This is a genomic window from Halalkalibacter wakoensis JCM 9140 (assembly GCF_000513095.1).
GTDB classification, from domain to species: domain Bacteria; phylum Bacillota; class Bacilli; order Bacillales; family Bacillaceae_D; genus Halalkalibacter; species Halalkalibacter wakoensis.
Window position 1 is genome coordinate 16586 of record NZ_BAUT01000049.1, and the last position, 13423, is coordinate 30008.

Annotated in this window: 11 protein-coding genes; 9 read left to right on the forward strand and 2 right to left on the reverse strand. The window is 35.7% G+C overall.

Annotation, left to right across the window (positions count from 1 at the left end):
- The first annotated feature begins 275 nt into the window (after positions 1 to 275).
- The 9 genes from JCM9140_RS15755 (at position 276) to JCM9140_RS15800 (ending at position 10944) form a co-directional block, all read left to right on the forward strand.
- Positions 276 to 1451: a sulfite reductase subunit alpha gene (locus JCM9140_RS15755; RefSeq protein WP_052002316.1), complete on the forward strand. Its 1176-nt coding sequence runs from the start codon at positions 276 to 278 to the stop codon at positions 1449 to 1451.
- A gap of 113 nt (positions 1452 to 1564) precedes the next feature.
- Positions 1565 to 2425, forward strand: a complete 861-nt coding sequence (locus JCM9140_RS15760; RefSeq protein WP_034748598.1) for a hypothetical protein — start codon at positions 1565 to 1567, stop codon at positions 2423 to 2425.
- A 154-nt stretch (positions 2426 to 2579) separates the two neighbouring features.
- Positions 2580 to 3242 carry a hypothetical protein gene (locus JCM9140_RS15765; protein WP_034748601.1) on the forward strand — a complete coding sequence of 221 codons (663 nt, stop codon included), beginning with the start codon at positions 2580 to 2582 and terminating at the stop codon, positions 3240 to 3242.
- A gap of 186 nt (positions 3243 to 3428) precedes the next feature.
- Positions 3429 to 3887 (forward strand): SRPBCC family protein, encoded by a 459-nt coding sequence (locus JCM9140_RS15770; RefSeq protein WP_034748603.1) that lies wholly within the window; start codon positions 3429 to 3431, stop codon positions 3885 to 3887.
- A gap of 523 nt (positions 3888 to 4410) precedes the next feature.
- Positions 4411 to 5364, forward strand: coding sequence for an HAD family hydrolase (locus JCM9140_RS15775; RefSeq protein ID WP_268870577.1), 954 nt, complete (start codon positions 4411 to 4413; stop codon positions 5362 to 5364).
- Positions 5361 to 6326, forward strand: coding sequence for an alpha/beta hydrolase (locus tag JCM9140_RS15780; RefSeq protein WP_034748606.1), 966 nt, complete (start codon positions 5361 to 5363; stop codon positions 6324 to 6326). The genes JCM9140_RS15775 and JCM9140_RS15780 overlap by 4 nt, the downstream gene beginning before the upstream one ends.
- Before the next feature lie 296 nt (positions 6327 to 6622).
- Positions 6623 to 7579, forward strand: coding sequence for an aldolase catalytic domain-containing protein (locus tag JCM9140_RS15785; RefSeq protein ID WP_034748609.1), 957 nt, complete (start codon positions 6623 to 6625; stop codon positions 7577 to 7579).
- Positions 7580 to 8461: 882 nt separating this feature from the next.
- Positions 8462 to 10198: an ATP-binding protein gene (locus JCM9140_RS22700; protein ID WP_052002317.1), complete on the forward strand. Its 1737-nt coding sequence runs from the start codon at positions 8462 to 8464 to the stop codon at positions 10196 to 10198.
- Between the two features lie 35 nt (positions 10199 to 10233).
- On the forward strand, positions 10234 to 10944 hold the full coding sequence (locus JCM9140_RS15800; protein ID WP_034748614.1) for a gamma-glutamyl-gamma-aminobutyrate hydrolase family protein: 711 nt from the start codon (positions 10234 to 10236) through the stop codon (positions 10942 to 10944).
- 451 nt (positions 10945 to 11395) lie between these two features.
- Here JCM9140_RS15800 and JCM9140_RS23270 read toward each other — a convergent pair whose 3' ends face one another.
- Positions 11396 to 11932: a CueP family metal-binding protein gene (locus JCM9140_RS23270; RefSeq protein ID WP_173585937.1), complete on the reverse strand. Its 537-nt coding sequence runs from the start codon at positions 11930 to 11932 to the stop codon at positions 11396 to 11398.
- Positions 11933 to 12156: 224 nt separating this feature from the next.
- Positions 12157 to 13242 carry a polysaccharide pyruvyl transferase family protein gene (locus JCM9140_RS15820; RefSeq protein ID WP_034748626.1) on the reverse strand — a complete coding sequence of 362 codons (1086 nt, stop codon included), beginning with the start codon at positions 13240 to 13242 and terminating at the stop codon, positions 12157 to 12159.
- Between the last annotated feature and the right edge of the window lie 181 nt (positions 13243 to 13423).

The following is a 13423-nucleotide window of genomic DNA, read 5'->3' on the forward strand; positions in this document are numbered from 1 at the left end:
TGCTAGCCTCCTACTTTATCAAAACAAAGTATAGTTTACCTTCTCGTTGTTAGATCAGCAAGCAACGTTTCTTCATTTTCTTGAAAATTGAGCATATTATTTGAACTGTAGTACATGGGAAGTCTAACATAAGGATAAATTGGTTCAAGTAACAAATACTTTAATAAAGAAGAAACTTGAGTAAAGTAACCGAGAAATTCTGGATATTTAGAGGATAAAGAGATTTAATGAAGAAGATATAATTCATTAAGGATATACTGCGAGAGGTGAAGATCATGGAAAAAAATAGTGTGAAAAATGATGGGGAAGCCGTTTCTGTCCCTTATTCACGAACAAACCCATATGAAGCAAAGGTTTTAAAGAAATACAATTTAAATAAACCTGGATCAAACAAAGAAACACTGCATGTAGAATTATCTTTAAAAGACTCCAATCTTGAATATGTTCCTGGAGATTGCCTAGGGATTTTCCCTGAAAACGACCCTAAATTGGTATCGACTCTTCTAAGTGAAATGAATTGGAACCCTGATGAAATCGTTCCAATTAACAAAAAGGGAGATACGTTACCGTTAGGAGAGGCATTAACAACTTACTTTGAAATTACATTATTGACGAAAAAAATTGTGCAGCAAGCAGCAACACTAACGGATAATAAAGATATTCAAGAGCTGATCTTACCTGAAAACAAGGATCAATTAAAAGAATATATGGAAGGACGGGACCTTCTAGATTTAATTCGTGATTTTGGTCCATTAAACGGTTCAGCTGAAGAAATTGTGGCTTTCTTAAGAAAAATGCCGCCACGCCTCTACTCAATTGCTAGCAGTTTAAGCGCCCACCCTGATGAAGTTCATCTAACAATTGGGGCTGTTCGGTATGAAGCTCACGGTCGTGAAAGAGAAGGGGTATGCTCGGTTCAATGTGCAGAGCGTGTAGACGAAGGGGAAACATTACCTGTTTTTCTTCAACCTAATAAACACTTCTTTTTGCCAGAGTCAACAGAGACAGATATTATTATGGTTGGTCCTGGAACAGGGATTGCACCGTTCCGTTCGTTTATCGAAGAACGTGCTGTAGCAGGTGGAGAAGGGAAAACATGGCTATTTTTCGGTGATCGCCATTCAGCAACGGATTTTCTATATGAGGATGAATTAAAAAAATACCAAGAAGACGGTGTTCTAACAAAACTTGATGTAGCCTTCTCTAGGGATACCGACCAAAAGGTTTATGTTCAACACAAGATGCTAGAGCAAAGTAAAGAGTTGTACGAATGGATTAAAGGCGGTGCCTATTTCTATGTTTGTGGAGATAAGCAGTATATGGCCAAAGATGTCCATGAAGCGTTACTTGATATTGTTGAAAAAGAAGGCGGCATGAGTCGAGAAGAAGCTGAAGAGTATGTAACGAAGATGCAAAAAGAGGAAAAACGTTATCAGCGTGATGTGTATTAATAAATATGAGTTAGGCAGGGAATCTTCCCTGTCTTTTTTATTTGAGGGTTTGTCGATTATTGTCGTCTGCGGGTGTGTATACTAAAAAAAACGTGAAAGGAATACTTACAATAATGTGGACTAAACGAAAAAATAAAAATAAATACCCATATATTATACTTGGTTTGATTCAAGGCATTATTTTACTAGTTACATTTAGGAAACATGTAAATAGAAAAAAACTTGTTGTCCTAATCATGTCTTATACGGGCTTTGCGTATTTATTTGAATATGTTGTTGTTGTGTTGTTTCGTGGTTATGAATACAGACCCAAATTCTTGAAGAACAAAGAGCTAGATAACATTGTTGGCTCAGTTTGGTCTCAACTGTTTTATGTTCCAGTTGCAGCTCTTTTTATTACTGCCTTTAAGTTTGGTTGGAAAATGAAACTATTCTATTCTCTGTTTTTTGCCATGATCGAGAAGTTCTTCATTCAACTAGGCATCTTTCGTAACTTTTGGTGGAAAACAAGGTATACATTTGTAATGATTTATTTTTCGTTTCTTTTAAACGATTATTGGAAAAAAGGACTTGATAAAAGAAATTCAATTGTCCTTAACATTTCGTTTTTCAATATGGTTCAAGCCACATGGATGAACACAGTCTTTGTATTGGCATTGATGAAAAAGGTCCAATATGGGATCGGAAATCATTTTAATTGGAAAGAACATCTGCTTGTTTCTCCGATAAGGGGGCTAATTGTATCAGTAGCTGCTTCTTTTTTAAGAGTAGCTAATAAACCAACAACTTATGTGAAATTATTACTAACAATGGTTTCTTGTGATTTGTTTTTATTTAAAAAAGGAATGTTAAAAGTTAATGGATGGTTCGTACTTCCGATTATTTATAGTACAACCCTTGTATCAACTTACTTTTATAAAAGCTTGTTGTTTAGCAGTCTAAAAAAAGAAGATAAAGTTCCTGAACGGAATTAACTTTTCAGGAACTTTATCTTCTTTTTCAAAACAAATCTGATACTGTTTATGAAAGAAAATTCCTGTTTTCTTCAAGGCTAGTGAGAAAATCTATGAATTTTCCCGAAACAACGCTATAATTGATACATCTTTTTGTTCTACGGGAGGAACCCATGTGAAATTGATACTAAAAGGGTTTGGAATCGTCCTTGCCACGATCATTCTACTATTCTTTCAGGGGAAAACGAATGCGACAGATCGAACATATGATGATGCGGTTGAAAGTTTTAGGCAATACGAAAAAAGTGTTCAAGATTTTATACATGCCCCGACAGATAAACAAATGTCTGCCATATATGAGTACGATCGTCAGTTTTTAGCTGACTATTATGTGTTAATTGAACATCAAACCTTGTATAACAAAGTATTAGCAAATGAACCTCTTTTAACGGTGGAGGAACTAGCATACTTGCATGACTTGCATAGGAAGGAAGAACAGCTAGATCACCAATTTATACAAGTTGCGTTAAAAGAGGTTTTCCAAGCATCTGACTTTTCTTTATTATTAAAAGAAGCGGATGAACACGGGGACTATCATTCAGAGTACATTGATATTCATAAAACAGAGAATAACGAGAAATTTGAGATTCGCTTAGACGGTACGCTGTTTGCTGATGATTCATCTGTGCTCTTAAGAAGGTTTTTCTTTATTGAAACAAAAGCTGGGATTTATTATTGGGAAAAGCCAGACAATTTTTCAATGATGTTAAATCGTAATGAGGGTGAAATTCAAGTAGAACGAAATACGTATGTTTTTCAAGGTGAAATTGTCTATTAAAAAGCATGAATTGTTTTAATTTAAAACAATTCATGCTTTTTGTTAATAGCTGCATGAGTCTGCATTTCTTTTTCGCTACAAAAACATAAATAAGGACAATCTTAGAAAAGAGGAAACATGAATCTTTCTAAATCTACATGAATATTCTTTTGAATGAGTAGAGGAATAAATTCAGGAGGGTGATTTATGCCAGTAGCAAGGGAGAAGGGGATTGTTTATTGCAACATTGAAACCATGTGGGAGTTTATAAAAGATATGGAGAACTGGGCTCCATGTATGCCGGGATATGTTTCGTTTAAGGAGTTGGATGAACATGTCTCGATCTGGGCTCTCAAAGGTGATCTTGGTATTTTAAAAAAGAAGCTCGATTTCACAGTGACAGTTACAGAGAGAATTAAGCCAGAGCGTGTCGAGTTTTTATTAGAAGCAAAGCAAGAAGGGATTAAAGGAAAGGGTTCATATAAAGCGTTTGCTGAAGGACCAGAGAAAACAGAGGTGGAGTTTAACCTCGATATGAGCGGAACAGGGATCCCTGCAAAGATTATTAACGCCATGTTAGCAAAAACACTTCCACGTGATTGTAAAGAATTAAAGGAAAATTTGATTCAGCAGTTAGAAAGAGAAGGGCAGTCAATTAGAAAATAAAAGAGTATAAAAGCAAGAGAGTTTCTTCTCTTGGCTTTTATGGGTTGTTACACCATGAACGAAATGTTACTGACAGCCCCGCCTCCGCTGCCAGTAGTAGCGATCCCTGCCATCGCTCTACCTACAATCAGTTTAGGGTGTTATTGTTAATGGAGAATGAATGGTTTGTAAAGAGTGGGTGTAAGTTTCATGAACTTCTAACAGATTAAACTTAAACGGCTGGTAATAGGTGTAGTTCAAAATGCCTAAAAAGCGCGTTTGATAGTTCTTCTGATTCTTCTTTAACTTAGTGCGAGAGCGAGAGCAATCGTTGCTTGCTTTTTTGGCTGGTAGGCTTAAATTGGGACGAATTTCAGAAAAGTTTCTACGAATATGAAACAAAAGTTCGCGTAAGGTATTTCTTCGGAAATGATGACCTCGACCTAAGTAATAAACAAGATTCAATTCCTAGAAATTGAAGGAGCATATGGCAACGTGTATACTTACAAAATAAACAATTAATACAAAAATTGGAGGTTTTGTAGTGGAGTTCAAACAACCGAAGGCCATTTTTCTAGATATGGATGGCACGATTCTAAATCATCAAAATCGAGTTAGTTTACATACAAAAGAGATCATTGATCAACTAAGAAACAAAGGGATGTATGTTTTTATTGCAACAGGACGATCAGTCGATGAAATTGAAGGAATCGTTCCGAAAGGCTTTCAAGTTGATGGTGTTATTACGTCAAACGGGATGGCAGGATATGTTGGTTTAGGGAAAGAAGTTATTTTTGAGCATACTCTTTCACGTGAATTAGTGGAGATTATCATTGAAAAAGCAAGAGAAAACAAAGTCTATTATGAATTATTCCCCTATAACAGCGACCGGATTTCGTTGAGACAAGACCAATCTTTCATGGAGGAGGAAATTAGAGATCCGAAACCAGAGGATGTAGGAATTAATGAATGGCTTTCACGAAAACAAGCGATGAAAGACGAAATTGTTTGGAAGAATTACGTGGTAGGAGAAGCATTTTCAAAATTTTACTTTTTTGCTAGAACACAAGAACACATAAATAAGTGGAAAGAAGAATTGGACCAGCTCAAGAATACAACTGATTTTTCAACTTCAACGTCCTCTCTTCATAATGTTGAAGTTATGGTAGCTGATGTGAATAAAGCAACAGGTATTCAAGAATTATTGGACCATTTTGGTCTGTCAGCAGAAGGGATCATGGCTATTGGAGATAGCAACAATGATATTCCTATGCTAAATTTTGTTCCGTTTGCTGTTGCGATGAAAAATGCCCCAGATCATATTAAAGAACTAGCAGATGATGTAACGGAATTTACGTGTGATGAGGATGGGGTTTATTGGTATCTTAAAAAAAGTTCAGTTGATAACATAAACTTAAAACCCTTAAATTCAAATGTAATTTATTATTCTGTTTATCCACTAGAAAATAAAAAGATCAACAGGGGAGAAGAAATGTGAAGAAACTGTTATTACTAGCAGGGGGCATACTTGCCATTGGTATTCTAGCTTACGGTTTTGTTGGCAATTACTTTTATAATTTTGCATTAGATGTAGAAGAGGAAAAAGAATTTCTGGATGATAATCCTCATTTAGCCGAAAGTGAAGCCGTGTTAGCTTCGGTAGCAGAAGAAGCTAAAATAGCTGATGAGTTGTTTAAAAAAGAAACTAAGCTAGGTGAGTGGCAGATTACTTCGACAGATAAGCTACATTTGCAACTACATGCAGATGTCTATGAGAATGAGAGACCAACGAACAAATGGGCAGTAGTCGTTCACGGCTATACGAGTAGTGCGTCATCCATGACAAGGTATGCCCGTCATTTTTATGAAAAAGAATATCATGTAGTCGTTCCAGATTTAAGAGGGCATGGAAATAGTGAAGGACATTACATTGGTATGGGGTGGCATGACCGGTTAGATTTGCTTCAATGGGTCAATCTAATTATCGAAAAAGACCCTAACGCTGAAATTGTGTTGTTTGGCATTTCGATGGGAGGGGCGACAGTCATGATGGCTTCTGGAGAAGAAAGCTTGCCGGACAATGTCAAAGTGATTGTGCAAGATTGTGGGTATTCTTCTGTTAGCGATGTGTTTATCTATCAATTAGACGATTTATTTGGATTGCCAGAGTTTCCTATTATGAACGCTGCGAACACCGTAACAAAATGGAGAGCTGGATATGATTTATATGAAGCTTCAGCTGTCGATCAAGTGGCAAAAAGTGATACACCTATGCTATTCATTCATGGTGATGCTGATACATTTGTACCATATGAGATGTTAGATGAAGTTTATCGTGCTGCCACTGTTGAGAAAGAAAAGCTTATTATTGAAGGGGCAGGGCATGGCGATGCTGAAAAAGTTGATCCTGAATTGTACTGGAATACAGTTTGGTCTTTTGTAGAGAGATATATAGATTGACAAATAAGAGAGTCTCATTTTATTAGGGGAAAGATGGGGCTTTTTTATAGAGCTTTTTTAGTAATACTCACATAAATAAAAGGTTTCTAGGGAATGTAAGAATAGATGGTGAAGTAAAGGTGTTAGAGATCTCATGGATTGTTTTTTCATTATTTATTATTGTATTGAAAATTCTAACATTGACAGCTATTAACAAGTCGTGGTACAACCTCCATAAGGAATTTTACTTACATAGTAGTGTGTGACATCTTTTCACAAACAACAGTGAAAGAAAAAATTAGAAAGAAGGTTGTGTCATGGAGCAGAGTAGCAAAATTATTGATTGTACGATACGTGATGGAGGGCTTATTAATAACTGGGATTTTAGTGTTGAATTTGTACAAGATTTGTATGAAGGCCTAAGCGCTGCAGGTGTTGAGTATATGGAAATTGGTTATAAAAACTCGCCGAAGCTTTTGAATGCGACAGAGCCAAATCCGTGGAGGTTTTTGGATGACCATTTCTTAAAAGAGATTATTCCTGAGAAAAAGGTTACGAAGCTATCTGCATTAGTTGATATTGGTCGTGTTGACCCAGATGATATTCTTCCACGTGCAGAAAGCCCGCTAGATATGATTCGTGTTGCTTGTTACATTCGTGAAGTGGATAAAGGCTTAGAGCTTGTTGAAATGTTTCATGAACGAGGGTATGAAACATCCCTAAATATTATGGCGTTATCAAGTGTTCCAGAAAACCAGCTGATTGAAGCGTTTAAAATGGTAAAGGAAAGTTCGGTTGATGTAGTCTACATTGTTGATTCGTTTGGAAGTCTCGATCCTGCAGATATTGCACACCAAGTGAAAAAGTTCCAAGAAATGATTCCAAATAAACAGCTTGGTATTCATACACATAACAATATGCAGCTAGCTTTTGCGAACACCCTTACGGCATTGAGAAATGGTGTTACTTTCCTTGATTCTTCCGTTTATGGGATGGGGCGTGCAGCGGGCAACTGTAACACGGAGCTTCTAGTTACACATATTCAAAAAGCGAGCTACGAAATTAAACCTGTTCTAAGTGTTATTGAGAAGCATATGCTAGAGATGCGTCAAAAATGGGAGTGGGGCTATATCATTCCTTACATGATCTCAGGAACATTAAACGAACATCCACGAGTTGCGATGGCTTATCGAGCAAGTGATGAGAGAGACCAATTCGTGAAATTTTATGATAAAGTGACTTCTCCTGAAGCTTCGATTGCTCCGGAAAAGTAAGTTCAATATTACAGAAGACATCCTCTAAAAACAGGATGTCTTTTATAATTAAAATCGTGAATGAATACGGCTGAGTAAAGGCTTACAAGACAAGGCCTAGGGGAAAAACATTAAGCAAAGAAAGCATGTTTAGTTCTTTTCCAGAGAAAAAGAACAGGTCCGAGGAGAAAAATTTTTCGAAACGGTGCTCGGAACTTTACGAGAAAGAACATTAAAGTAGGGATGGTTAAAGTCCATATGTGTTTAGGTTTTTTCGTATAAATGTACCCAAATGAAAAAAGAAAGATGTAAATAAGCCAAGACCAAAAAATATTCCAGCCATTTTTAAAGTAAATCATTTGAGTATGGAGTCCCATAAATTCAACTAAAGCACATTTAATCGACCATTTAAGGATATGTTTTATTTGTAACTTTAAATTGTGTTCAGGGAAATTGGCCATACAAAGTAAGAAAATTAAAGGAGTTATAAAAAAAATATGTATAACTCGTAACTGTTTTAAACTAAGGTTGTTTGATTGTAATTCCCATAAGATATGTTTTTTAAAAAAATAATAATAAGAGGAATTAATGAAAGCAATATAAGCGAGTGACCTTGAAAATTTCGGTAATATTTTCCAGGTCTTCTGATGATAATTTAACCATATTAAAAAAGAGGAAAGAAGGATATGTCTCATTTTAAGTTCCTTTCGTTATGTCGGTAAAGATAGGTTACACATTCTGACTAAAAAAATGTAAATTAATTGAAGTTGGAAAATTATTTTTGAATATTACACAGGCTTTTCATGGGAAAGTACTAATTTCCGCATTAGTTCACGCTAAGTCTATAAAATTACATGTTATAATATTGGTTAGAACAGATACAATGTGGATAAGGAGAAAACGATGAATGATATGCCTGCAATTCAAAAACTTAGTAAGGAGCTTTCTTTTCATAAAGATGGAGCGCATGTGTTGTATATTTTCAATGAAATAAGCAAATATGTTGAGAATGCAGCCAGTTTCATTTATGAAGGAATCGTGCAGAACTCTGTTGTTTTTGTGATTGTGCATGATGATATGAAGGAGAGCATTAAAGAATGTCTAGTAACGATGGGACTTACAAAAAGTCAATTGCATAATGTGAAATATCACAGTCCAAATAACCTTTATATCCTTGATGGGCAGTTTAATGATAAATGGGCTGTTAAGCAATTAAAGTGCATTATTAAGCCTTACGTTGACAACCATTATAAAGTATGGACTTGGGGAGATGTTCCGTTTCCGAACGAAGCCTCACCTCTTGAGACTCTTTTAAACTATGAAAGAAGCTGTGATGATTATATTTTTAAAAACAATATTCTATCCGTTTGTACATATTACGCCTTAAGCACGCCTGCTTACGTACAAAATGAATTAATGAAGACCCATACACATTTTATGATAGATGATCAATTAAGTATCTCTCCTTTTTACAGTAAAGACCACTTGAAACAACCTTCTGTTGAAGAGATCGACCGAATAAAAAAAGTGGAACAATTGAACCATGATTTAAAAACGAAAAATCATGACCTACTCCTCGAAAACAATCTTATTAAACTTAAGCATGAGATTATTCAGCTTAGTGAATTTAAACTTCGGACAATTATCAATGAGCTTCCTATTCCAGTCATTATTAGAAAGCGATGTACCATTCGTTTTTTGAACAAAGTAGCGAAAGAGCAGTTTGCAATGTCGGAACAAGGAGTTGAGGAAGAAGGCTTGAAATCCTTCTTTGAAGGTTACGATCATTGTTTAGAACAAGCACCTAATAACCAAGTGCAACAGCACCAGTTTGTTCTAAACAATGAAAAGAAAAAGTACTATGTAGTAAAATCGATCGCGATTTTATTTGAAAAAGAACCAGCTGTTTTGCACTCCTTTGTCGACATCACACAAGAAAAGGAAAATGAACTTTTAATGATTCGTTCTGAAAAAATGAATATTACGGGCGAGCTTGCAGCAAGCATTGCCCATGAGCTAAGGAACCCACTAACGGCTATTAAAGGTTTTTTTGATATGTTGAAACGAACTAAGGAAGAGAAAGAGCTTTATTACACCATTATTGAAGATGAACTATCGCGAATTGAGCAAATTTCAAGTGAGCTGTTAATACTAGCGAAACCTCATTCAGAAAATCGAAAAAAGCAGAATATCATCCAACTAATGAATGATGTAAAATTGCTACTGACTTCTCAGGCTAATATGAAAAGCATTGAACTTGTATTACATGCAGAGAATGAGGAAATTTTTCTACATTGTGAGGTAACAAAAATCAAGCAAGTTTTTATTAACTTGATTAAGAACGCAATTGAGGCTATGGAAGAAGGGGGGAGCATTGTTCTTAAAGTAAACGCAATGACCGACTATATTCAGATTCAAGTGATAGACGAAGGATGCGGAATACCAGAGGAGCTTCTCACTAAAATTGGTGAACCTTTTTACACGACAAAGGATAAAGGGACTGGAATAGGATTAATGGTGTGTTTTCAAATTATTGAAAGTCATGGCGGCACCATTGCCGTCGATAGCCAAACGAACGTTGGAACAACTTTTACAATTACATTGCCTGTTCATAGTGAGGAAATTGATCTCGTTTCATAATTTCACGGACCGTAATAATAGAGGAGGATTTCAAGTTGAAAAAACCATTGATTGGCATTTTGCCATTATTCGATGCTGATAAAGAAAGCTACTGGATGTTACCTGGTTACATGAAGGGAATTGAAGATGCCGGTGGAATTCCTGTAATGTTACCTCTTTCAACTGATCAAGAAACACTTGAAGTTCTTGCTAGCACATTCGATGGCTTTCTTTTTACAGGTGGACAAGATTTAAATCCAGCGATGTATAATGAAAACATAAAAGATGGTTGTGGGGAGCTTTGCCATGATCGAGATAAGATGGAAGAAGCTCTTTTTCAACTAGTTATGCACTTAGATAAACCTGTCTTTGGGATTTGCCGCGGACTTCAATTGTTCAATGTCTTATTAGGGGGAACGCTATATCAAGACATTCCAACAGAAATGCTGACAAAAACAAAAATTACTCATAAACAAAATCCGCCTTATGACAAGCCGGTTCATTCTGTTTATATTGAAGCGGGTAACATACTTCATCAAATCTTGGATACCGAGGTACTGATGGTCAATAGCTATCATCATCAAGGGATAAAGAAGTTATCAAATCAATTAGTGTGTGTTGCACAATCAGAAGATGGTCTTGTTGAAGCTGTTGTAATACCTAATAAAACGTTTGCTCTTGCTGTGCAATGGCATCCGGAATTTAGCTATCAGACAGATGATCGAAGTTTTCGATTATTTGTTGAGTTTGTGGAGTCGTGTAAATAATCAGTTTAAAGAACGATACAATGAAGTTGCTGTATCGTTTTTTGTTAGACACTATCTAAAATCATAAAATTATAGGAAGTGAGAGAAAGGGCGCTTACCATTATTAACCAATAATGGTAAGCTGATTTATAGAGGAGGTTGAACAAAATGAATCGAAAAAAGATACCTTTTCTTATCCTGTTGACTCTGTTGTTTAGTTCTATTTCCATGGCGATGCTAGCATACAATTACTTCAATGTTAATATCGGATATAGTGCTATATTTTTTGTGCTTTTTGTGCTTGTCGTTTCTTTATTAATACACGGCTGTAATAGGAATAAAAAAATTAATCCGAAAGAAAAAACATAAATGTTTTGATAAGCTGTGGTACCTTCCATATGCAACGGATCGAGTGAAAGAAGCAAGCTAGTATACAGAAAAAGCTCCGTCATAAAGACGGAGCTTATCTATTTTACATAAACTGCATGGTTGTAATACACGTATGATCTCCTTCGAATGTGGAGATTTCAGACTCGACGATATGTTCACCATGTTCAATAGTTACGTGGAACGTTTGGTCTCGGGGTAGCCATAAATCAATAAAGCCATTCGATAGAGAAGTCATTGTATCGTTTAGGATGACCTTTCCCTCAGAATCCACAATAGATACGTTGAATTCTTCTTCCACTAGTTCTCCTTGACAACCTGTCAAGTTATGATTCATTCAAGGATGGGTATGATCATAATATGGTGCAATCGAAACAAAGAACTCGTCTTTGGGTAAATCATAAATGACTTGCTTTTGATCATGATTCGTTACAATTAGTTCGTGTGATGTAATAGAAGCAGAAGGACTCGTTATATTTCTCACACTGTAATCATGAACTAATTCTTTGATATCTTCTGTAACCGGTTCGATGACTGTATCGCTAACATCACTTAAAGCAAAGAATGCGGCTGCTAAAGCAACAACTACCAAACCAACTATGACATAAATTTTGCTTTTCATATTGGCGATCTCTCCCTACTTACTAGGATGCTTTTATTCTACCATGAATCTTGTTTTATACCTTTGAAACAATAGGCAAAGTTATGAACATCTAGCATTAGTGAGTAACTGGTAGAAAGTGACTGTCACAATCCGTAAGACTGAATTCGTCTAAAAAGAGCCCGAATTTAGTATATCTTAACAGGCTCAGAAGCTTATTCTTTAGTTGATTTATTGTCATTCTTCTATTTAATGTGTACCATTTCTTCGAAAGATTGATTGATCCTTTTACTATAAAGAGATTGGTAATATCTCATTTTTTTAATAATTTCTTTTTGGTTACGTGTAATACTATTTTCTGTAATTAACAGTTGATCTGCTAAATCTCCAGCATCGGTTGACACGATATAATTTTCCAAGTCAACAGACTTTACAAAGTCAAAAACTTTGAATCGATATCCTAATGCGATAAACGGGACGTGTGCTGCTAACGAAAGATAATTGGCATGCAGTTTGAAATTGATCGTAAATGCGAATCTTTCTATAATGGAGATTAACTCTTCATGGTTATATAAAGTTTCGTCCATCACGATGCGATCTTTCTTTTTTATTTTTTCATATAAGCGTTTAGATGGCTCAATATCTGTGCTAAACATAACGAATAAGTGAATGGAATAACCTTGTTCAATAAATTTATTTAAAGCATTTGCAAGATGGTCCTCTACGATTGTCTCATTATTACCGTATATAACGTTAAATGCTGTACCCCAATTGACGCCTATTATTTTTTCCTGATTTTCTGACTTTGGAAGGTGTGGTGGTTTTTTTTTCATCAAAAAACCTGGGTCACCGCTAAGCTGAATGTTCTTCTCCACACCGAACTGTTGTAGCAAGCTGAAGGTTAATGGTCCTCTTACACCAGCCCAAATGCTTTCTTCAAATACGTCAACGAGTTTTGATTGAAGCCTTGTGGATTGTGTCAGAGGGAGTTTGCGACCAGACTCTAAATGGGTGATATAGGACTTAGGTATCCAGTCCATACCAGAACACCAGATCATAACTTTTTTATTTATTGTTAACGCTTTGTGTAGTGTTTCAATGATATATGGTTGGACGAGATGTTGTGGACCGCTTATGATCGAACCTCCACCGAGCACGATCAGGTCGTATTGCTCTATAGATACGTTGCGTAAGAACCGTTCTTCATTGTTAACAACTTCGAGCTTAAATTGTCCTTCTAATTGTGAAAGCCGCTGTTTAAATAAATCCAACATTAGTTCATCGCCTAAATTGTTGTAACCAATCCATCCTATATATAAAACTTTTATCAATCTTCTCACACTCCCAGCTGGCCTACATTCGTGAATTTCGTAATTTTCTTATATTACTGCTTGTGAATACTACTACTATACTCGTTAATTACATAATAGGTGTTTAATTATATAAGAAAAAATAACCAAATGAGGGCTCTGTTTTTTATTGAGAAAACGATAAACATCAAGCAAAATAGAT

Bases quoted from the DNA above. Each gene is read 5' to 3' on its own strand.
- JCM9140_RS15760 (WP_034748598.1), top strand. From the start codon at position 1,565: ATGTGGACTAAACGAAAAAATAAAAATAAATACCCATATATTATACTT.
- JCM9140_RS15785 (WP_034748609.1), top strand. From the start codon at position 6,623: ATGGAGCAGAGTAGCAAAATTATTGATTGTACGATACGTGATGGAGGG.
- JCM9140_RS15770 (WP_034748603.1), top strand. From the start codon at position 3,429: ATGCCAGTAGCAAGGGAGAAGGGGATTGTTTATTGCAACATTGAAACC.
- JCM9140_RS15755 (WP_052002316.1), top strand. From the start codon at position 276: ATGGAAAAAAATAGTGTGAAAAATGATGGGGAAGCCGTTTCTGTCCCT.
- JCM9140_RS22700 (WP_052002317.1), top strand. From the start codon at position 8,462: ATGAATGATATGCCTGCAATTCAAAAACTTAGTAAGGAGCTTTCTTTT.